The following is a 19206-nucleotide window of genomic DNA, read 5'->3' as shown; positions in this document are numbered from 1 at the left end:
GGGCGGCGGTGCGGGAGGCCGGTTCAGAACGCGGTTTCGACGGGATTCCGCCATTGCCGGACCCGTGTTCGAGAAAACCGTGAGGGCGGCGCGTCGGTTCGGTGATGATCGACCCATGATCACCCGACTGGCCAAAGCGGGCCTCGCCGCCGCGCTGTCCGCGACCACCCTCGCCACCGGCGCCGTCCTCGCCACCGGCGCCACCGCCGCGGCCGCGCCGGCCGTCACCGCGTCGACCTCCGCCCAGCACGTGACCGTCTCGCAGAACGGGAACTACCCCGGCGGGTTCTTCACCACCGGCAACATGGCGGTGGGCTGGACTTCGTCCGGCACCGCGGACCTGACCGGGCCGACGCACATCACCCTCGACCTGCCGCCGGGCGTCACCACCGACGGCGCGATGTTCTTCCCCACACCGCAGGACTACACCTTCACCTCGGTCCTCTCCCCCGACCACCGCCACCTGGAGGCCGTGTTCACCGCCACCCGGGCGGTCGGGAGCTACAACTTCATGAAGCTCAACCTGGCCACCACGCCCGGCGTGCCGATCGCCGGCACGATCACCGCGACCGTCGCCAACCCGAACGACACCGACCCGACCGGGCACGTCTCCGGCTACGACCTCGTCAGCAGGAGCCCCCTGCCGGCCACCGTCCAGGCCGCCCCGGCCGTCACCGGCCTCGGCACCACCACCGGCCCGGGGGCGGGCGGCACCGCCGTCACCGTCAGCGGCAGCAACCTGGCCCACGGCATGGTGCTCGTCGGCGGCGTCCCGGCGCCCGGCACCTGCACCGACACCGCCTGCACGGTGACCACCCCGGGCGGCTCGGGCAGCGCCCCGGTCAGCGTGGTGACGCCCGGCGGCACGGCCGTGGCCCCCGCCGCCTTCGACTACACCGGCGCCCCGCCGCCGGCCCCGGCCGCCCCGGTGGTCAGCAGCCTCTCCCCCGCCTCCGGCCCGGCCGTCGGCGGGACCAGGGTGAACGTGATCGGCAGCAACCTGACGTACGGGACGGTGGCCTTCGGCGGGGTGCCGGCCACCCACGTCTCCTGCGGGCCGTCCTTCTGCACGGCCACGGCCCCGGCGGGCGCCCAGCCCGGACCGGTGGGCGTCACGGTCACCACGGCGGGCGGGACCAGCGCGCCGGCGACCTACACCTACACGGCGTAACGGCGGGACGCGGCGCAGCGCCCCCAGGGGGCGTACCGCCCGCCGTCGGTGCCCGGGCTCCGCGGAGCCCGGGCACCGACGCGTTCCGCCCACCGGCCGGCACGGACCGGCGCGGCGCCGCCCCGGGGCGTGCGGGCCCCCGCACACGCCGCGGCGCCGGCTGGGCGCTCCGGGTCACGGACAACGGCCTTCATCCGCAGGCCCTACCATCTGGCTCAACAGCTGCTGGGAGGCGGACGGGCGTGGCCGATGCGGTGATCGATCTCAATGCGGACCTCGGAGAGGGGTTCGGACGCTGGACCCTGACCGACGACGAGGCGCTGCTGTCCGTGGTGACCAGCGCCAACGTCGCCTGCGGGTTCCACGCCGGTGACCCGTCGACGATGCGCCGGGTCTGCGCGCTGGCGGCCGAGCGCGGGGTCCGGATCGGCGCCCAGGTCTCCTACCGCGATCTGGCCGGTTTCGGCCGCCGCGCGATGGACGTGCCCCCCGAGGAACTCGCCGACGAGATCGCCTACCAGATCGGCGCCCTCCAGGTGTTCGCCCGCGCGGCCGGCTCCAAGGTGTCCTACGTCAAGCCGCACGGCGCCCTCTACAACCGGGTGGTCGGCGACTCCGAGCAGGCCGAGGCCGTGGTGGCCGGCGTGCTGCGGGCGGGCGCCGTCTGCGACGGGCCGCTGCCCGTGCTCGGCCTGCCGGGCTCCCTGCTGCTGGAGGTCGCCGAGGGCGTGGGACTCCCGGTGGTCGCCGAGGCCTTCGCCGACCGCGCGTACGCCCGCACCGGCGCCCTCGTCCCGCGCCGCGAGCCGGACGCGGTGGTGCACGACCCCGAGTCGGTGATCACCCGCGCCGTCGGCATCGCCCGGGACCGCGCGGTGGAGGCCTCCGGCGGCGAGCGGATCGCCGTCGAGGCCCGCTCGCTCTGCGTCCACGGCGACACCCCCGGCGCCGCCCAGCTCGCCTGGCGGATCCGCGGCGCCCTGGCCTCCGCCGGGGTCCGGGTGGAGGCCTTCACATGACGGAACCGCACCTCACGGCGGGGGCGGCGCGCCCGGCGGCGGGGACGGTGCGCCCGGCGGCGGGGACGGTGCGCCGGGTCGGCGACCGGGCGCTGCTGGTCGAGCTGCCCGGGACGGCCGAGGTGACGGCGCTGTACGAGTGGCTGGCCGAGCGCCGGGAGGCGGGGGAACTCGGCGCCGTCGAGGAACTGGTGCCGGCCGCGCGCACCCTGCTGCTGGACGGCGTCGCGGAGGTCGACGCGGTGGCGGCCCTGCTGCGCACCGCCCGCCCGACGGCGGCCGGGGCGCCGCACGGGCCGCTGGTGGAGGTCCCCACCGTGTACGACGGCGCCGACCTGGCCGAGGTCGCCGCCCTGTGGGGGGTGTCCGAGGAGGCCGCCGTCCGGATCCACACCGAACCCGGGTACGTCGTCGCGTTCTGCGGCTTCGCCCCCGGCTTCGGCTACCTCACAGGCCTCCCGGCGCGCTACGAGGTGCCGCGCCGGTCCACCCCGCGCGGCACCGTCCCGGCCGGCTCGGTGGCCCTGGCCGGCCCGTACACCGGCGTCTACCCGCACCCCTCCCCCGGCGGCTGGCAGCTGATCGGCCGGACGGCGCTCCCCCTCTGGGACACCGACCGCGAGCCGCCGGCCCTGCTGGCGCCGGGCACCCGGGTCCGCTTCACGGCGGAACGGGGCTGAGGGGAGGCGGAGTTGAAAGAGCTGGTGGTGGAGCGGCCGGGACCGCTGACCACGGTCCAGGACCTCGGGCGGCGTGGGGTCGCCCACCTCGGGGTGCCGAGGGCCGGAGCGCTGGACGAGCCCGCGCTGCGGGCGGCCAACCGGCTGGTGGGCAACGACCCGGGGGCCGCCGGGCTGGAGACCACGCTCGGCGGGGTCGCGCTGCGGGCCGTCGGACCGGTGCTGGTCGCCGTCACCGGTGCGCCCTCGCCCGTCCGGGTGGACGGCCGGCCGGCCGCCTGGGGCGCGCCGTTCGTGGTGCCGGCCGGATCGGTGGTCGAGGTGGGGGCGGCGACGGCCGGGGTGCGCGGCTACCTGGCGGTGGCGGGCGGGATCGCCGTCCCGCCGGTGCTCGGCAGCCGCTCGGCGGACCTGCTCTGCGGGCTCGGGCCGGCCCCGCTGACCGCCGGGGACCGGCTGCCGGTCGGCGCCCCGCCGCCGCACCGGGCCCGGCCCGAGCTGGTGCCACTGCCCGCTCCCCCGGCCGAGTTGGTGCTCCGGCTGCGGCTCGGACCGCGCGCGGACTGGTTCGTCCCGGAGGCGGTGGCCCGCCTCGGCCGTGACCGGTACCTGGTCTCGCCGACCGGCAACCGGGTCGGCCTGCGCACCGAGGGCCCGCCGGTCGCCCGCACCCGGGAGGGCGAACTGCCCAGCGAGGGAATGGTGTTGGGCGCGGTGCAGATTCCGCCGGACGGGCAGCCGGTGGTGTTCCTGGCCGACCACCCGACCACCGGCGGCTATCCGGTGATCGGCGTCGTGCCGGCCGGCGACCTCGCGGCCGCCGCACAGGCCCGGCCGGGGACACCGGTGCGCTTCATACCCCTGCGGGAGCGCTGAACGACTCGCCGGGCGCGCTCAGCGCCCCAACAGCACTTCGGCGACGACGCGTTGGGGCCGGTCCAGCCGTGCCTCGCCCTCCTCGGCCGCCCAGACCGCGTTCTGCAGCACCCGGGCCAGCGTCCAGGCCGCCGCCACCTCGCGGTCCAGCTCCAGCGCCTCCGTCAGCAGGTCGAAGCGCCGCCGCAGCGCCCGGGCGGGATCGCCGGTGGCCACCACGTCCGCCCAGCGGTTGCGCAGCGCCGGGAGCAGCTCGAAGCCCGGGTGGCCGGCCAGCGGCTTGGGGTCGATGGCCAGCCAGGATTCCCGGCCGCTGCCCGGGAGCGGGGCCAGCACGTTGCCGTAGTGCAGGTCCCAGTGCAGCAGGCGGTCGCCGGGCTCGGCGCGGACCTCGCGCAGGGCGGCCGCGCAGTCGGCGAGCAGGTGCCGCTCGGCCGGGTCGGCGAGGGAGGCGGCGGCCGCCGGCGTCCGCTCCAACAGCCGGGCCGACCCGTCCGCCAAGGTCCTCAGCCCGGACGGTGCCCGATGCGTCGTCAGTTCCCGCAGCAGCTCCGCGATCACGCGCAGCGCCGCGAGGTCGTCGGGCAGGGCGAGCAGGGAGCGGCCGGGGTCCAGCCGCTCCAACAGCAGGGAGCCGGTGGCCGGCTCGTGGTCGAGCAGCCGGACGGCGCCACGGCCGTCCCAGCTCCGCAGGGCGAGCGGTTCACCCACCGTCTCCTCGTCCACGGGCTGGAGCTTGAGCACGGCCGGTGCGCCGTCGGCCCGCAGCACGGGCAGCACCAGCGCGACCATGCCGTGCGCGACCGGCCCGTCCGGGAGCAGCTCCCAGCGGTCGAGCAACTCGCCCGCCAGGGTGGGGAGTCGGGCCGCCCAGGCCCGGCCCTCGGCGCCGAGGAACTCCTCCAGGGACGCGGCCAGCGCGGGCGGGACCTCGACGGGCATCGGGCGGGCTCCTCTCGGGCGGTGCGCCTCAGCCTACGGCGGGTTCGAGCCCGGTCGACCCGGGGCCTGTCGGGGCCGGGCCCGCCGGTCCGCGCTCATCCCTGCCCGAGCGCCTCCGCCGCGGCGGCCGCGAAGCCGTCCGGGTTGTCGAGCATGATGTTGTGCCCGCAGTCCGGCACCGCCACCACCCGTACGCCCGCGGCGCGGAGGGCGTCGGCGCCCGCCGGCTCGCCGTCCGCCTCCGGGTGGAGGAAGGTGCGCGGGAGGTCCAGGCCGAGCAGCATCTCCCGCATCGTCGGGACGGTCGCCCGGGCGAGGTGGCGGGCGCTGCGGTACACCGCCTCCGGGCCGGCCAGCCGCATGGTGGACCACCAGAACGGGCCGACCCGCTCGGCCACCTCGTCCCGGCCGCCGGCCAGGAACTCCTCCTCGGTGTACGCCGCGATGCCGCTGCTGCCGGGGTTGCGCCGGCCGAGGTCGATCCGGTCCAGGTTGGCGTCCACCAGGAGCAGCCGCTCGACCAGGCCCGGGTGCCGCTGGGCGAGGACGATCGCGACCGCCCCGCCCATGCTGTGGCCGACCACCTCGACCCGGTCCGGTCCGGCGGCCGCCACCGCCGCCGCGACCGCGTCCGCGTGCTCCTCCAGTGTGTAGCCGAAGTCCGTCGGCCGGTCACTGAGGCCGAAGCCGAGCAGGTCCAGCAGCAGCGAGCGCCGCCCGGCGAGCCGCGGATGGACGGCGGCGGCCGCGAAGTAGGCCGGCGAGGTGGCGCCGAGCCCGTGCAGGTAGAGGCGGGCCGGCTCGGCGCCGGGCAGCTCGACCCAGCGGATCCGGTCGCCATTCGGGGTGACGGGGGCCTCGCGCATGCTCAATCGCTCCTCTTCCAGGGTTTGCCGGTTCGGGGTCGCCGGCCCCCGGAGGCCGGGGAGACGGCTCGGGGGTTCCGGCTGACAACCAGGACCATACCTCGCAATCGAGGTATCGCGTAACCGATATACCCACGCCCCGAGGGAAGGATCTGAGAGAGTGACCCCATGCTGAAGCTCGCCATCCTCGGGTTCCTGTACGACCGCCCCCTGCACGGCTACGAGCTGCGCCGCCACCTCGCCGCGCTCACCGGCCACGTCCGCCCGATCAGCGACGGCACGCTCTACCCCGCGATCAAGCGCCTGGAGGCCGACGGCCTGCTGGTCCGCGAGACCGAACCGGGCAGCGCGGCCGCGCCCCGGCACACCCTGCACCTCACCGAGGCCGGCCGCGCCGCGCTGCTCGACCGGCTGCGCGAGCCCGAGCCGCTCGACGTCAGCGACGAGAACCGCTGGTTCACCCTGCTCGCCTTCCTTCGGCACCTCGCCGACCCCGCCGCCCAGGCCGCCGTGCTCCGCCGCCGGCTGTCCTTCCTCGCCGAGCCGGCCAGCTTCTTCTACGAGGGCGACCGCCCCGTCGGCGCCGAGGAGTTCGCCGACCCGTTCCGGCGCGGCCTGCTCCTGGTCGCCCGCGCCACCACGGAAGCCGAACTCGCCTGGCTGCACGCGACCCTGGCCGACCTGGAGGGCGGCCCGCGGTAGGCCGCACCCGGCGGCCGGCGGGAACCTCGGACACCACCCTGCCCCGACCCCGGACGCGCCGCGGCCCGCACCGACCGTTCGACGGTCGGTGCGGGCCGCAGGCGAGAGGGGTCCGGCGCCTCGGGGCGGGATCAGTGCTGGTGGTAGGCGTGCACCACGGCGTGGCCGCGCCCCCGGCCGATCATCCACTTGTTGACCGGGACGGTCAGCACGAAGGCCAGGGCCAGCGCGCCCGCCAACGCCACCCAGAACAGCAGGTCCCCGAGACCGGCGTCCATCGCCCCCGGGACGGTGACCATCACGGTGTTGTCGATCAGCTCCATCACCAGGATCGACACGGTGTCGGCGGCCAGCGCGACCTTGACCGCGGCGCCGACGTCGAGGCCGGCCTTCAGCACGCCGCGCATGGTCAGCGCGTAGCCGAAGACGAAGGCCAGCAGGATCGAGAGCACCACGGTCGCGCCGTTGTGCAGGCCGAAGGCGGTGCCGAGCACCATGCCGAGGATCTCGCCGATGGCGCAGCCGGTGAGGCAGTGCAGGGTCGCCTGCGCGGCCATCCGCCAGCTGGTGCCGCCGGCGCCGTGGGCCTGGTGGTGACCGGCGTGCACCCCGTGGCCGCCGTGGGCCCGGTGGCCGTGGTGCGCCTGGTGGCCACCGTGGTCGTGCCCGTCGCGCCCGGCGTGCCCGTGCTGCTCGCGGTACTCGTGACCGGTGTGCTGCTCGTCGGTGTGCTCGTGGTGCTCGTGCCGCGCGGGGTGCGCCATGTCGTCCTCCATTTGCCCCGGCGCCCTGTTCGGCGCCACTTCCCTCGCTCCGTCGCTACTCGAAGATATACCCCCCTGGGGTATCCCGCAATCCCGTTCCGACGCCCTCTTCCACCGTGCACCCGCCCGTGTTCCGATGAGCGGCATGACAGACGAACGACGCGAGGGCTACGACGGAACGGGTGCGGGCGCGATCACCCCGGACGGCTGCGCCGTCGAGGTGTGGAGCCGCCTCCCCGCGGGCGACGCACCGGACGTGGTCGAGGCCGCGGTGCCGCCCGGCGCCCGCATCCTCGAACTCGGCTGCGGTGTCGGCCGGATGACGCACCCGCTGACCGACCGCGGCTTCACGGTGACGGCCGTGGACGAGTCCGCCGAGATGCTGGCCCGGGTCCGCGCGGACGTCCGTACGGTGCGCAGCCCCATCGAGGAGCTGGACCTCGGCGAGCGCTTCGACGTCGTCATGCTGGCCTCCTTCCTGGTGCACGCCGGTGACGAGGCGGTCCGCCGGGGCCTGCTGGGGGCCTGCCGCCGGCACGTCGCCGAGGACGGCTGCGTCCTGGTGCAGCGCGAGGGCGAGGACTGGCACCGGAACGTGCCGCGGGAGAGCTCGATCGGCCCGGACGCGCGGGCCCGGCTGGTCTCGGCCACACCGGTCGGCGACGGCGTGGACTCCGTGCGCTTCGAGTACGTCTTCCCGGACGGCACCTGGACGCAGACCTTCCTGTCCCGCCCGCTCAGCACCGAGGCGTTCGAGCGGGCTCTCGCGGAGGCCGACCTGGCGGTCGAGCGCTACCTGACCGCGGACCGCACCTGGGTCCGGGCGCGGCCGGTGCCGTAGCACGCGCCCGGAAAGGGCTCCGGACCGGCGGCGATCCCGTGCGCGAAGCCGGAACGAAGGGTGAACGGAAAACCGTCACCTTCACCCCGTACCATCAGCCGCGCGCCGGGCTCGCGCGCGGCCGGTGGGCCGGTCGGGTCACGGCGGTCCCGCACGCCCTTCCGACCCGCAAGGACCAGCCCATGCCGCCCCTGCTCCACGCCCGACGGATACCCCCGGCGGGTGCCCGGTGACCGAATGGTTCCACGGGGCCGTCCTCGGCCTGATCCAGGGGCTCACCGAGTTCCTGCCGATCTCCTCCAGCGCCCACCTGCGGGTCTTCTCCGCCCTGTTCGGTTGGAAGGACCCGGGCGCGGCCTTCACGGCCGTCACCCAGCTCGGCACCGAGACCGCGGTGCTGATCTACTTCCGCAAGGACATCGCGTCGATCATCAGGACCTGGGCGCTGTCGCTGTTCCGGCCGGCGCTGCGCTCGGACCCGGACGCGCGGATGGGCTGGTTCGTGATCATCGGCACCCTGCCGATCGGCATCCTGGGCAAGCTGTTCCAGGACACCATCGAGACCCACCTGCGCGACCTGCGGATCATCGGCACCACCCTGATCGTCTTCGGCCTGGTCCTGGCCTTCGCCGACCGCACCCGGGCCGTCCGGCACGCCCGTCCGATCACCGACCTGACGCTGCCGCACGCGGGCATCTACGGCCTCGCCCAGTCGCTGGCGCTGATCCCGGGCGTGTCCCGTTCCGGCGGCACGATCAGCGCGGGCCTGCTGCTCGGCTACAGCCGGGAGGCGGCGGCCCGCTACTCGTTCCTGCTCGCGATCCCGGCGGTGCTCGCCTCGGGGGCGCTGGAGCTGTTCAAGATCGGCGAGGGCCCGGCCCCGGCCTGGGGGCCGACCGTCCTGGCCACCGTGATCGCCTTCGTGGTCGGCTACGCGGCGATCGCCTGGTTCCTGAAGTACATCTCGTCCCACAGCTTCATGCCGTTCGTGGTCTACCGGGTACTGCTCGGCGTTCTGATCATCGGACTGGTCATCGGCGGCGTCCTGACCCCGGACGCGGGCGCGGTGAAGTAGAACCAGGTTTCAGAAACGGGGACCCACGGACTGCGGGGACCGCGGAAGACGAGTGGGCCGGGACACCGACAGGGTGTCCCGGCCCACCGAACATCGAGGACCCGAGGGCGTGTCCGACAACCGGCACCCGCGGGAATCGTCGGACAGCCCCAGGGTCTGTCGTCGCCCCGCAGACGCGAATTTGAAGACAGACCCTAACGCCCGAACTCCCGGGCGGCGGTCAGTCGGCCGCGTACGGCGGCGTGGACCTCGGCCTCCTCGGCCGGGTCGGCGGCGAGCCTGCGCAACCGCTCCAGCACACGCGCGTCGCCCGTGGTGGCGACGTGGCGCGCGGCGAGCTCACGCGTGGACTCCTCGCAGTCCCAGAGGCACTCGACGGCGGGCCCCTCCGGGAAGTGCACGTCGGTCGCGGCCAGCGCCTGGGCGGCGCGTCCGCGCAGTTCCGAGGAGGCGGCCTCCCCGTAGATGTGGCGCAGGACCGGTACGGCCTCGGCGGCGGCCAGCCGCCCCGCACCGTCCACCAGGGACCCGAGCCCGGTACCGCCGACCCCGCGCACCGAGACCCAGCGGCGCAGCCCGGCCACCACCAGCGGCGCGTCGGCCGGCTCCCCGGCGTCGGCGAGCAGCTGGACGGCGGCCTCGCCGAGCGCGCTGTCGGCGCCGCCGCTGGAAGGGTCGGCCCAGCGGCGGGCGTGCGCCAGCACCTCGGGGCCGCGCATCCGGCCGAGCAGTTCCAGGGCGGCGCGGACGATCCGGTCGTCCACGTCCGCGGCGGCGGCCTCGATCAGCTCGACGGCGGCCGGGTCGCGCTGGTCGACCAGGTGGCGCAGGGCGGCCCGGCGGGCGCCGGGCAGGCCGTCGCGGGCCGCCTCCAGCAGCAGCGGGCGGTCCTCCGGCCGGACGACGGCGGTCAGGCAGCGGGCGGCCGCGGCGGCGCGGCGGTCCACCGCGTCGGGGCCGGACGACGGTTCGGTGCCGCGCGCGGACTCCGGTCGGGCGTCGGGCCCGCCGAGGAAGGCACCGGCGCCGAGGCCGCCGAGCTCGCCCTGGTCGGCCCAGGCCAGCACGTCGGCGGTGGACCAGCCGGGGGTGACGCCGCTGCGGTTGATCTGGCGTTGCCACAGGTCGAAGGGTGACTGTTCGCTGGCCGCCGCCACTCTGGGGTGGTAGGCCGCCCACAGCCGCCAGGGCCGGGGCTCGTACGCGTTGCGGATGAACTCGCGCAGCTCGGCGTCGCCCTCGGGGCCCGGTGCGAAGCGGTCCAGCACGGCGGTGCCGAGCAGCAGCAGGCCGCGGTCGTCGTCACGCAGGGCGAGCTCGTCGAGGGCCCAGGACCAGTTGGCGCCGGTGGCGGCGTACTCGCGCAGCATCAGCAGCGCGTCACGCCGGCCGTACGCGGCGAGGTGGCCCAGGACGGAGAGGGCGAGGCCGGTGCGGCTCTCGTCGTCGGTGACCAGGTCCTCGGCGGAGTGGAGGTGGTCCTCGATGCCGTCGAGGGGGGCTTCCAGCTCCATGTAGATGCGGGCGTAGTAGAGGGAGCGGCTCTCGACCTGCCAGTCGGCTCGCGGATCCCTGGTGACGCACTCCTCCAGCGCGGCGATGGCCTCGGCACGGTCGGCGGCCAGCGCGTGGAGCTGCCCGTCACCGCGGCCTCGCTGAAGGAGGCCGAGGAGGCTGGCACTGGGTGCTATCACTGGCTCGAACATGAGGTCAGCATCCGTTGCGGCGGTCGTAGTGGCAACGGGATTTCCGTCGCCGGGGTCTCTGGTCGGTACTGCGGTGGGCGCCCGGGCGCCGGAATCACCGAAGGTTACCGCCTCGCGCCCCCGTCCGCACACAGGGCGACGAGCGCTCCGGCCACAGTGGCATATGCCACTGGAATTTTGCCTGCGTTCTGTCCAAATCGCCCACAAGGATGACGACGCTGTGCGACAGTCTTCTCACTGTCCGAACGGCCCGCACCACGCGGGCCGCACCCGAGCGATGGGTCCGCCATGAACATGCCATTAGGCGCCACCCGCCCGCCGGGAGCCGCCGCGATGGACGGCGCTCCGACGGGCGGGAGCAGCGCGGCGGGCGCCGGGCGCGCCGCCCGCGGCACCACGGCCGACGCGCCGGGCACCGCGGGCGGGGACGGCGCGGGCGACGCCGACAGCGGAACGGACGGCAGAGTGGACGGCACGGCGCGGGAGCCGTCCGGCCCCTACCTCGGCGACGGCGGCGACCAGCACGGGGCCGGGATCGACGACGGCCTGCTCGGCTCCGCAGAATGGGACCTGCTGACCGACGGGATCCTCTGGAGCTCGGAGACCTACCTCCTCCTCGGCTGCGACCCGGGACACGGCCCGCTCAGCCTCGACCGGCTGCCCGACCGCCTCCCCGAGGCGGACCGTCCGCTGCTGCGGCGGATGATGACCGACACCCTGGTGCACGGCCGCCACGCCGCCGGCACCCTGCGGGTCCGCCGGCCCGACGGACGGCACGACGGCGTCGAGTGCGCGGGCGAGCCCGTCCTCGGCACGGACGGCACCGTCGTCGCGCTGCGCATGCTGCTCCGCCCGGCCCCGCCGCTCTGAGCCGACGGCCCGGACCGGAACCGCGCCCCCGCGAAGCCCTCAGGTCAGCCGCGGCCGGTTCTTGGCGTCCGCCGCCCGCAGCTGCCGGCCCAGCACCTCCCGCAGCTCGTCCACCGCCGGCAGCCCCCGGTACTGCGCGGTCAGCCGGTACATCTCGCGCAGCCGGTCCCAGGTCCGGTGCGAGGAGTTCTGGCCGATCAGGTTCATCACCATCTTGGCCTGGAACTGCGCCGCGTCCGGCTCGCCGGTGAGCAGGTGCACCGAGGCCAGGGTGATCCGGTCGAACAGCGCCGAGCGCAGCTGCCCGGTGCCCTCGCGCAAGGTGATCACCCGCTCCGCGTGCCGGCGGGCGTCGGGCGCCGCCGCCGGGTCGTGCTCGGACAGCGTGCGCAGCACCAGGGCCTGCATGCCGCGCAGTTCGGCTTCGTCGAACACCTGCATCCACGAGGGCGGCGGCTCCGGCGCCTCCTCGCCGAACAGCTCCTCGGCCTCCCCGAGCAGCCGGTAGGTGTCCTGGGAGTGCCCGATCGAGGCGTGCGCCCAGGCCTCGACGGTGTTGAGCATGGCGCGGGTTCTGGGCATCAGCCGCCCGCCGGTCGCCTTGGCCGCCGACATCAGGTCGAGCGCGTCGTCGGCCCGGCCCAGGTGCACCATCTGCCGCGCGGCCCGGGAGATGGCCTCGCCGGCCCGCGGCCGGTCACCGGCCTCCTTGGCCGCGTCCGCCGCGATCATGAAGTACTTCTGGGCGGTGGGCTCCAGGCCCACGTCGTGCGACATCCAGCCCGCCAGCACCGCCAGGTTGGCCGCGACCAGCCACAACCGCCGCTCCACGGCGGGCGCGTGCCGGTGCGTCAACAGGCCGCCGACCTCGTTCAGTTGACCGACCACGGCCTTGCGCTGCAACCCGCCGCCGCGGGCCGCGTCCCAGGCCCGGAACACCTGCACGGAGTGCTCCAGCGACTCCACCTCGTCGAGCCCGACCGGGCCCGCGTCGTACACGTCCACCACCGGGTGCGCTCCGCCCCCGGTGACCACCTGTCGCGGCCCGGGGACGGAGGCCGCGTAGGCGACCGCGTCCCCGCCCAGCCAGCCCTTCAGCGAGTCGGCGATGACCGCCCCGGCCGTGAGCGCGGCTCCGGCGCCCACCAATCCACGTCGGTTCAGCATGAGGTCCATTCCCGTGAACTCGGTGAGGACCGCGGCTGTTCGATCCGGCGACCATGGCACTGCTGCGGGCGCTTCCGCTCCGGACCTGGTGGGCCGGTGTCGTTCCAGACCGAGGTCCTCAGTGGTGACGACACGTCCGAGCCGCTCCGTGAACACGGCCGCCAGCACCCTCGGCACCGGATCGCGCGGGATCTCCCCCTGCTCGATCCAACGCCGTACCCTCGACGTGTCGGTGGACAGCTGCAGCTGTCCCATCGCGGCACCCCGACGGTTGACCAGCCGCGCCAGCTCGCCCTTCGACCATCCGGTCAGGACGAACAGATCGGCCAGTCGGGTGTTGGGTTCCCTGCTCAACGAAGCCCCCAGGTTCCTCGGCTGATCCGAGGCTAGAGGCTCCGGCAAGTGCCAGGCGAGCATTCGCCACCGTTCGCCAGGGCCCGCCAGACTACTAAGCCAGTGCCCGACGGGTGTGTTGTAGAGGTGCGCCACTTCGCCCCCCGGGTCGGGCGGCGTCCCACCAGCGTCGGGGCATGTCCCCCGACGGTGGCACGGGGCGCTCCCGGTCCTCACCCGAGGGGGTGGCGCGGCCGGGTGGCGCGGGAGCGCCGGGCACGGCCACGGCAGTCCGGCCGACCGCATTCCCCAGGGTGCGGACGGCCGGAGCACCGCCGACCAGGGGTTCCTGACCCCGCGTCCGTGCCCGGCGCCCGTGCACCACCCACCGCACCGCACGAAGCACCGCAGGACCTACCGCAGCACCCGCAGGGCCGCCGTCACGCCAGGAAGCACACGGCACCGGCCCTCCCCCGCCCCCGCGGGGCAGCACCCGCCGACGGACCGGAAGGGACCTCCCTCAGCCCATGTACTCCTCAGCGACGACCCCCACGCCCACCGCGACCCGCCCCGCGCTGCGCCCCCCCACCGCGGCCGCCGGCCGCACCAGCCCCAGGGCGGTGCCTCCGGCGGTACGGCCCGCGGCCCCGCGCGGCGCGGAGGGCCGGGCCACGGACACCCGGGTCGTCCCGACCGGCCGTACGGCGCTGGGCCCCGCCGGCCGTACGGCGCTGGGGCTGCGCGGCCCGGAGACCGCGCTGCCGGCCGGTGGCCGGATGCCGCTGGCCCGGCAGGCCGACGGCCAGGTGCTGCGGGCGCGGCGGCCCGGCCAGCCCGGCGCCGGCGGCCCGGAGCGGATCGACCCCTCGGCGCTCCAGACCCCGGCGGTCCGGGCGGCACTCGCCAGTGTCGCGCGGATATGTCCCGCGTTCACCCCGCGCCAGGTCCTGCGCGAGGGCAGCCGCCACATCCTGGTGGCGGGCACCATCGGGCGGGCTCCGGTGGTCGCCAAGTGCCTGGCGCCGCAGGCGGTGCGGAGTGAGTACTTCGAGCAGCTGGTGGCCGACTTCCACCACGAGGTGGCGGTCTACCGGGCGTTCGTCCGGCACCGTCCGCCGGTGCGGCTGCCCCGGCTGGTGGCGGCCGACCACGACCGGTGCGTGCTGGTCATGGAGCGCGTGCCGGGGCGCCCGGCGGCCCGCGAGCGCCACCCGGTCAACGCGCCCACCCCGGGCGAGGTGCGGGCGCTGCTCAACGCGGTCCGCACGCTGAACCTGTGGCGGCCGCCGACCGACGTCTTCCAGCCGCGCTTGGACTACCAGTTGGAGATCTCCCGCTACCACTCGGTGGGCCAGCTCACCGACCGGGACGCGGGCGACCTGCGCGGCCTGCTGCACGGCCTCGGCCACACCCCGCTCCAGCTCTGCCACGGCGACGCCCTGCTCAGCAACATGCTGCTGGCGCCGTCCGGCCCGGTGCTGGTCGACTGGGAGCAGGCCGGCTGGTACCTGCCCGGCTACGACCTGGCGGTGCTCTGGAGCGTCCTGTCCGGGGACACCGCGGCCCGTCGCCAGATCAGCCAACTCGCCCAGAGCGGCGGCACACTGGCCCGGGACGCGTTCCTGGTGAACCTGGTGCTGGTGCTGATGCGGGAGATCCGGCTGTACGACGTGCCGGGCGCCGGCGAGGAGCAGCGGATCATGATCCGCCGGCTCTACGACGACGCGGCGCTCGCCCGCCGGGCCGTCCGCGCCGCGGTCGGGACGCGCTGAACCGCGGGTCCGACGGCAGGCCTACGGCCGGGCGCCCCGTTCGAGGGCGGCCCGGCCGGCGGCCTCCAGCACGGTCTCGTCCGGGGCCAGGTGCACCCGGCTGCTGAGCACGTCCCGCAGGTAGCGCTCCAGCGGGTGGCGCCGGCTCAGGCCGGGGTTGCCGGTGAGGGCGACGGCCTGCTGGACCACCGCCGTGGCGGCCCGGGTGGCCAGCAGGTGGGCCGGACCGGTCCGGGCGACGGCCTCCGGCTCGCCCCGGTCCACCCGGGGGGCCAGGCCCTCGACCAGTTCCTCGGCGCCGATCAGCTGGGCCTCGATCTCGCCGAGGGCGGTCCGGTAGCGGGGCAGGGTGCCGAGCGGCTCGGTCAGGTTGGCCGGGGTGCGCTGGTTGAGGAAGCGGATCAGCCAGGCCTCGGCGGCCCGGGCGACGCCGATCGCCACCGCGGAGAGGGCCAGGTCGTGCCAGGCCAGCGTGAGTTCCGCCTCGGCGTCGGCGCCCTGACGGGCCGTCCGGCGACCGGCCGTCAGGCCGAGCGCGAGGTCGGCCTGCACCCGGACCCCGTCCAGCACGACGTCGTGGCTGGCGCTGGCCCGCAGGCCGAGCTGGTCCCAAGTCGGGTCGATCTCCAGGCCCTCGCTCTCGCCGCGGACCAGGAAGGTGCCGACCCGCGGTTCCTCCTCGTCGGTCCGCGCGGTCACCGCCATCCAGGCGAGCGCCTCGGCGCCGGTGCAGTACGTCTTCCGGCCCGTCAGCAGCCAGCCGTCGCCGTCCCGTCGGGCGACCGTCCCGGGCAGCTCGCCCGCGACGGCACCGGGCTCCGCGCGCAGCGTGTTGACCAGCGCCGGACCGCGCCGGGACTCGGTGAGCAGCCGCCGGTAGCCGGCCGTCGGCCAGTCGGCCCGGCGGGCCTGCTCGGCGTGCCGGAGCAGGGTGAAGGCGGTGACCACGGCCACCGAGGCGTCCCCGCGGCCGAGTCGGGACAGCACCCGGACGGTGTCGGCGAGCGTTCCGCCCGGACCGCCGTACCGCTCGGAGACGGTGAGGGTGAGCAGTCCGGCCTCGTGGACGGCCTCGATCCCCTGGTACGGGAAGGTCGCGTCGCGGTCGTGCTCCTCGGCCCGGGCGGCCAGCAGGTCGACCACCCGGGGCAGGCCGGCCAGGGCGGCCTCGACCGCGGTGCGGTCGGGCGCGGGGCCGGTGGAGCCGGCCGGACCGGCGGCGGTGGAACCGGCGCCGCGGGAACCGGCGGAGGTGGAGCCGGTGGATTCGGGATGGCCGGAATCCGACCGGTCGGAACCCGCCGACCGCGGAGCGGTCCGGGAGCGGCGCCCGACGGGGGCCTCCTCGACCGGAGCGGTGTCGGCGGGAGCGTTCCCGAGCGAACGATCGACGGTCGAACGGTCGTGGGACGAACCGGTGACGGACGAACCGTCGGCAGTCCGATGATCGGCACTCGAACGGTTGGCGGCGCGGGTCGTCATGGTGCGGTGCCTCCGGGCGGCAGCGTGGGCTCGGCGAATGCGGGCGGCACGCCGTACGGGCGCGCGGTTCCGATCGGCGGCCCCGGAGGCCGGCTCACGACCCGCCCCCTGGTGTCGGCGCCGACCGGACACCCGGCCGACCACCCGCCGCCGGGGGACGGATCCCCCTCAGCGGCTCGGACACGCCGCGCTGGCGGTGCGCCGCAGATCCAGATGCCTGCGACGGGTCAGCAGCGGAAGACGGCACGGCATGTCCGCGACTGTACGAACCGTTGATCGATACCGTCAAGCAGCGTCCGGCCCCCGGGCGGAGCCGCTCGGCCCCACCGGGACCGGCCACGCCGGATCAGCCCTGCTGGAACATGTCCGCCGGGAGCGGCTTCAGCAGCTGATACAGGTCGTCCGAAACCGGTCGGTCCCAGGAGGCGATGGTGACCAGGACGCCGTCGCTGCGGCCGAACTGGGCGCAGAACACGCGCTCCTCGCTGACCTTGACCTTCTTCACGATCAGCAGGTCGTCCCCGAGCATCACCGGGAAGTCCTCGGCCGAGACGAACTCGACCGGCTCGTCGTTCTCCAGCGCCGCGAGCAGTTGCCGCACCTCGAAGGGCACCTCGTCGCCGGTCTCCCGGGCGGGCGAACCCTCGGGGAGGTTGCCGATGAACATCGCCGGGCCTCTGCCGCCGAACAGGTCGTAGCGCAGGAAAATCCCCTGGCAGGAGCCGTCCGGGCCGGTCATCATGGCCGCACCGAAGTCACCGGGCCAGTCGCCCGGGTCCATCGCGAGCACGTCGAAGTCCGGGCCGGCGGGCTGTCCGGAGCGACGGCGGAGAAAAGACATGGGAACATCGTACGTGTCCGGCACACCACGCTCGCGAGGTGGGTGGGGCGCCGCCGGGGGACGAGCGGGAGATCGACGCTCAGAGACCAATGTTGACTCTGAGCAACCGTCCGGGCTACGTTCGGTTCAGCACGACAGCCGTTCTGGGTTTCACCCTTCGGGGGGACGGCATGTCGCAACGCGGCCCTACACGCGTTTCCCTCACCGTGCATTCGTCGTGCCGAACTGCCGAGCACCCAGCTTCGTCGTCGCACACCGCACGAACACACAAGCCAACAGTTCCATGTATCACAAGCCAGATCCGCGGGGCCCCGGCCCGTCGCTCCCGTGGATCTTGCTCGGGACGCCGCCGCGTGGGGGCGTGCGGGTCCCGAGCATCGGTGCCGTCGTCCGAGTCGCTCTCGGCTTCAGCACCAGCCTCCCGGCGACTGCCGGCCCCTTCGTGGGGCCGGGACCGGCCGACGCACCCCGGTGCGCAGGGGATGACTGGGAGGATGGCCCGGCAACACTGCCGGGCCGCACAGCAGGCGCCGTGTCTGGCCGCGTGGGGGCGGTGGGCACGGCGTCTGCCCGTGCTCATACTCTGAGCTGCGTTTGTCTAACAGTCAACAGAAATTCTGACGGGGCACGCTCAATAGATCATCAGTTGTGATGTTCGGACCCGAAGGATCACCTGCGGAGCGGACCCCTCTTCGATCGGGGTCCGCTCCTGTGGTGACGGGCCCGGCGGCCTCCTCGGTCGGCCTCGCAGCCGGGCCCCTCCGCGCGGCCTTCGGCAGGGCCTTCCGCCGGGTCCTGCCGGTGTTGCCGGGTCCTGCCGGGAAGTCTCCCGGCAGGACCTCAGGTGAGGTCGAACTCGCCGTCCCGGGCGCCGAGCACGAAGGCCCGCCACTCCCCCGGCGTGAAGACCAGGACCGGCCCGTCCTCCTGGCGGCCGTCCCGCATCCCGATGTAGCCGTCCACGAAGGCGATCTGCACGTCCCCGACGCCCTGGCTGCTGCACAGCCACTCCGCCCCGGTGAAGTCCACCTTGGGCTTCCCGTTCGGGGCCAGCTGCGGCTGCGCCCCTCCGGCCTCCGTGTCCGTCCCGCTGTTGGATCCCACTGACCGATCTCCTCCCGACGGCGTTCCGGGGCCAGCCTAGCCACACCGCCCGGCCCCGGTCAGCGGGTTGACGAGGACTCCTCCAGGCGGGGACGGACACCGCCGGAGGAACGCTTGAGGCGTGTCCCGGCCGGTGGCGGCGGCGGGCAGCTGCCAGAGTGCTGCCAGGACGCCCTCCGACCGCCTTCCCGGCCCGGGAGGGGCGGGCGGGCCCGACAGGCGTGGGAGGGCGGGGCCGCCGGCCGTCCGGGAGTCCCTGGCGGGCCCGTGCGGGCCCGCGGGGGCCCGGGTGGGCCCGGGTGGGCCCGGGTCGCTCGGCTGACTGTTCGACATGACCGCTCCGCCCGACTGCTTCGCCCGACCGTTTTGCCCGAACGATCCCCCACCCACCGCTCAAGGGAGCAGCCGATGAGCCGCCGGGACGGCACCCGCGCCGACGTCATCCCCATCTCCGACGCCCCCTCGGCCCATCCCCCGGCACCCCGTACGCCTCCCTCGCCCACCCCGATGCCCCGGCCGACCCCCGCCCGGCCGGCCCTGCACGGGCGGGTCGGGATCGTCCTGGTCTCGCACAGCCAGGAACTGGCCACCGCCGTGCGCTCCCTCGCGCTCGCGTTGACCGGATCCGACTCCCCCGCGCCGGTCGCCGCGACCGGTGGCGACCCGTCGGACGGGCCGGGCATCAGCGCCGTCCTGGTCGCCGCCGCGACCCGCCGGGTGGACCAGGGTCACGGCGTGGTGGTGCTCGCCGACCTGGGCGGGGCGGTCACCACCGTCCGCGCGCTGCTGTCCGAGGCGGACGAGCACGGGCTGCCGTTCCCGGTGCGGTTCGCCAACGCCCCGTTCGTCGAGGGCGCGGTGGCCGCCACCGCGACCGCCACGGCGGGCGGGGACCTGGCCGCGGTGCTGGACGCGGCGGAGGAGGCCTACCGGCAGCACAAGGGCTGACCCGGCCCGGACAGACCCTCGGTGGGCTGGGCGGGCGGGGCGGGCGT

At 75.3% G+C, this 19206-nt stretch carries 19 protein-coding genes; 10 read left to right on the top strand and 9 right to left on the bottom strand.

The genetic code is table 11. The annotated features are described in order from the left end of the window. Positions 1–115 precede the first annotated feature (115 nt). From ACZ5GH_RS30615 to ACZ5GH_RS30600, 4 genes are all read left to right on the top strand, one after another. Entirely contained in the window at positions 116–1171 is a 1056-nt protein-coding gene (locus ACZ5GH_RS30615) for an IPT/TIG domain-containing protein (protein ID WP_464335895.1), read from the top strand. 242 nt (positions 1172–1413) lie between these two features. After that, positions 1414–2190: a LamB/YcsF family protein gene (locus ACZ5GH_RS30610; protein WP_387759792.1), complete on the top strand. Its 777-nt coding sequence runs from the start codon at positions 1414–1416 to the stop codon at positions 2188–2190. After that, the gene (gene pxpB, locus ACZ5GH_RS30605) at positions 2187–2870 is read left to right on the top strand and encodes a 5-oxoprolinase subunit PxpB (protein WP_464335894.1); all 684 of its coding nucleotides are present in this window, start codon (positions 2187–2189) and stop codon (positions 2868–2870) included. The genes ACZ5GH_RS30610 and pxpB overlap by 4 nt, the downstream gene beginning before the upstream one ends. A 12-nt stretch (positions 2871–2882) precedes the next feature. Beyond that, on the top strand, positions 2883–3746 hold the full coding sequence (locus tag ACZ5GH_RS30600; protein WP_464335893.1) for a 5-oxoprolinase subunit C family protein: 864 nt from the start codon (positions 2883–2885) through the stop codon (positions 3744–3746). Between the two features lie 18 nt (positions 3747–3764). Here ACZ5GH_RS30600 and ACZ5GH_RS30595 read toward each other — a convergent pair whose 3' ends face one another. Both ACZ5GH_RS30595 and ACZ5GH_RS30590 read right to left on the bottom strand, forming a co-directional pair. After that, a complete protein-coding gene (locus ACZ5GH_RS30595; RefSeq protein WP_464335892.1) occupies positions 3765–4688 on the bottom strand; it encodes an aminoglycoside phosphotransferase family protein in 924 nt (307 codons plus the stop codon). A gap of 95 nt (positions 4689–4783) precedes the next feature. Beyond that, on the bottom strand, positions 4784–5554 hold the full coding sequence (locus ACZ5GH_RS30590) for an alpha/beta fold hydrolase (RefSeq protein ID WP_387759787.1): 771 nt from the start codon (positions 5552–5554) through the stop codon (positions 4784–4786). A gap of 168 nt (positions 5555–5722) precedes the next feature. Between ACZ5GH_RS30590 and ACZ5GH_RS30585 the strand changes: the two genes are divergently transcribed. Beyond that, positions 5723–6256: a PadR family transcriptional regulator gene (locus ACZ5GH_RS30585; protein ID WP_387759786.1), complete on the top strand. Its 534-nt coding sequence runs from the start codon at positions 5723–5725 to the stop codon at positions 6254–6256. Positions 6257–6387: 131 nt separating this feature from the next. Here the strand turns inward: ACZ5GH_RS30585 and ACZ5GH_RS30580 are convergent, their stop codons facing one another. Further along, the gene (locus ACZ5GH_RS30580; protein ID WP_464336899.1) at positions 6388–6813 is read right to left on the bottom strand and encodes a DUF4396 domain-containing protein; all 426 of its coding nucleotides are present in this window, start codon (positions 6811–6813) and stop codon (positions 6388–6390) included. A gap of 352 nt (positions 6814–7165) precedes the next feature. Between ACZ5GH_RS30580 and ACZ5GH_RS30575 the strand changes: the two genes are divergently transcribed. Beyond that, on the top strand, positions 7166–7861 hold the full coding sequence (locus ACZ5GH_RS30575) for a class I SAM-dependent methyltransferase (protein ID WP_387759785.1): 696 nt from the start codon (positions 7166–7168) through the stop codon (positions 7859–7861). Positions 7862–8090: 229 nt separating this feature from the next. Beyond that, positions 8091–8936 carry an undecaprenyl-diphosphate phosphatase gene (locus ACZ5GH_RS30570; RefSeq protein WP_387759783.1) on the top strand — a complete coding sequence of 282 codons (846 nt, stop codon included), beginning with the start codon at positions 8091–8093 and terminating at the stop codon, positions 8934–8936. 194 nt (positions 8937–9130) lie between these two features. Here the strand turns inward: ACZ5GH_RS30570 and ACZ5GH_RS30565 are convergent, their stop codons facing one another. Further along, positions 9131–10642 carry a HEAT repeat domain-containing protein gene (locus tag ACZ5GH_RS30565; protein ID WP_387759782.1) on the bottom strand — a complete coding sequence of 504 codons (1512 nt, stop codon included), beginning with the start codon at positions 10640–10642 and terminating at the stop codon, positions 9131–9133. A gap of 288 nt (positions 10643–10930) precedes the next feature. Here ACZ5GH_RS30565 and ACZ5GH_RS30560 point away from each other — a divergent pair, with 288 nt between their 5' ends. Further along, the gene (locus tag ACZ5GH_RS30560) at positions 10931–11512 is read left to right on the top strand and encodes a hypothetical protein (RefSeq protein ID WP_464335891.1); all 582 of its coding nucleotides are present in this window, start codon (positions 10931–10933) and stop codon (positions 11510–11512) included. Between the two features lie 39 nt (positions 11513–11551). On the opposite strand, the gene ACZ5GH_RS30555 is transcribed toward ACZ5GH_RS30560, so the two are convergent. Then, complete coding sequence (locus ACZ5GH_RS30555) at positions 11552–13033, bottom strand: DNA-binding protein NsdB (RefSeq protein WP_387759780.1); 1482 nt, start codon at positions 13031–13033, stop codon at positions 11552–11554. A 755-nt stretch (positions 13034–13788) separates the two neighbouring features. On the opposite strand from ACZ5GH_RS30555, the gene ACZ5GH_RS30550 reads away from it, so the two are divergent. Beyond that, on the top strand, positions 13789–14784 hold the full coding sequence (locus ACZ5GH_RS30550; protein ID WP_387759824.1) for an aminoglycoside phosphotransferase family protein: 996 nt from the start codon (positions 13789–13791) through the stop codon (positions 14782–14784). 21 nt (positions 14785–14805) lie between these two features. On the opposite strand, the gene ACZ5GH_RS30545 is transcribed toward ACZ5GH_RS30550, so the two are convergent. The 4 genes from ACZ5GH_RS30545 to ACZ5GH_RS30530 all read right to left on the bottom strand — a co-directional run bounded on the left by ACZ5GH_RS30545 (position 14806) and on the right by ACZ5GH_RS30530 (position 18160). After that, complete coding sequence (locus ACZ5GH_RS30545; RefSeq protein ID WP_464335890.1) at positions 14806–16266, bottom strand: acyl-CoA dehydrogenase family protein; 1461 nt, start codon at positions 16264–16266, stop codon at positions 14806–14808. Positions 16267–16434: 168 nt separating this feature from the next. Further along, complete coding sequence (locus tag ACZ5GH_RS30540; RefSeq protein WP_387759823.1) at positions 16435–16518, bottom strand: putative leader peptide; 84 nt, start codon at positions 16516–16518, stop codon at positions 16435–16437. A 94-nt stretch (positions 16519–16612) separates the two neighbouring features. After that, positions 16613–17107, bottom strand: a complete 495-nt coding sequence (locus ACZ5GH_RS30535; protein WP_387759777.1) for a hypothetical protein — start codon at positions 17105–17107, stop codon at positions 16613–16615. Positions 17108–17947: 840 nt separating this feature from the next. Further along, entirely contained in the window at positions 17948–18160 is a 213-nt protein-coding gene (locus tag ACZ5GH_RS30530) for a DUF397 domain-containing protein (RefSeq protein ID WP_387759821.1), read from the bottom strand. 459 nt (positions 18161–18619) lie between these two features. Here ACZ5GH_RS30530 and ACZ5GH_RS30525 point away from each other — a divergent pair, with 459 nt between their 5' ends. Continuing rightward, a complete protein-coding gene (locus ACZ5GH_RS30525) occupies positions 18620–19159 on the top strand; it encodes a PTS-dependent dihydroxyacetone kinase phosphotransferase subunit DhaM (protein ID WP_387759775.1) in 540 nt (179 codons plus the stop codon). Positions 19160–19206: the final 47 nt, after the last annotated feature.

This window comes from Kitasatospora sp. Xyl93, assembly GCF_055383135.1.
This window is presented reverse-complemented; position numbering and strand designations above follow the sequence as displayed.

Bases quoted from the DNA above. Each gene is read 5' to 3' on its own strand.
- ACZ5GH_RS30615 (WP_464335895.1), top strand. From the start codon at position 116: ATGATCACCCGACTGGCCAAAGCGGGCCTCGCCGCCGCGCTGTCCGCG.
- pxpB (WP_464335894.1), top strand. From the start codon at position 2,187: ATGACGGAACCGCACCTCACGGCGGGGGCGGCGCGCCCGGCGGCGGGG.
- ACZ5GH_RS30595 (WP_464335892.1), bottom strand. From the start codon at position 4,688: ATGCCCGTCGAGGTCCCGCCCGCGCTGGCCGCGTCCCTGGAGGAGTTC.
- ACZ5GH_RS30590 (WP_387759787.1), bottom strand. From the start codon at position 5,554: ATGCGCGAGGCCCCCGTCACCCCGAATGGCGACCGGATCCGCTGGGTC.
- ACZ5GH_RS30585 (WP_387759786.1), top strand. From the start codon at position 5,723: ATGCTGAAGCTCGCCATCCTCGGGTTCCTGTACGACCGCCCCCTGCAC.
- ACZ5GH_RS30580 (WP_464336899.1), bottom strand. From the start codon at position 6,813: ATGGCCGCGCAGGCGACCCTGCACTGCCTCACCGGCTGCGCCATCGGC.
- ACZ5GH_RS30575 (WP_387759785.1), top strand. From the start codon at position 7,166: ATGACAGACGAACGACGCGAGGGCTACGACGGAACGGGTGCGGGCGCG.
- ACZ5GH_RS30565 (WP_387759782.1), bottom strand. From the start codon at position 10,642: ATGTTCGAGCCAGTGATAGCACCCAGTGCCAGCCTCCTCGGCCTCCTT.
- ACZ5GH_RS30560 (WP_464335891.1), top strand. From the start codon at position 10,931: ATGAACATGCCATTAGGCGCCACCCGCCCGCCGGGAGCCGCCGCGATG.
- ACZ5GH_RS30550 (WP_387759824.1), top strand. From the start codon at position 13,789: ATGCCGCTGGCCCGGCAGGCCGACGGCCAGGTGCTGCGGGCGCGGCGG.
- ACZ5GH_RS30545 (WP_464335890.1), bottom strand. From the start codon at position 16,266: ATGACGACCCGCGCCGCCAACCGTTCGAGTGCCGATCATCGGACTGCC.
- ACZ5GH_RS30540 (WP_387759823.1), bottom strand. From the start codon at position 16,518: ATGCCGTGCCGTCTTCCGCTGCTGACCCGTCGCAGGCATCTGGATCTG.
- ACZ5GH_RS30535 (WP_387759777.1), bottom strand. From the start codon at position 17,107: ATGTCTTTTCTCCGCCGTCGCTCCGGACAGCCCGCCGGCCCGGACTTC.
- ACZ5GH_RS30525 (WP_387759775.1), top strand. From the start codon at position 18,620: ATGAGCCGCCGGGACGGCACCCGCGCCGACGTCATCCCCATCTCCGAC.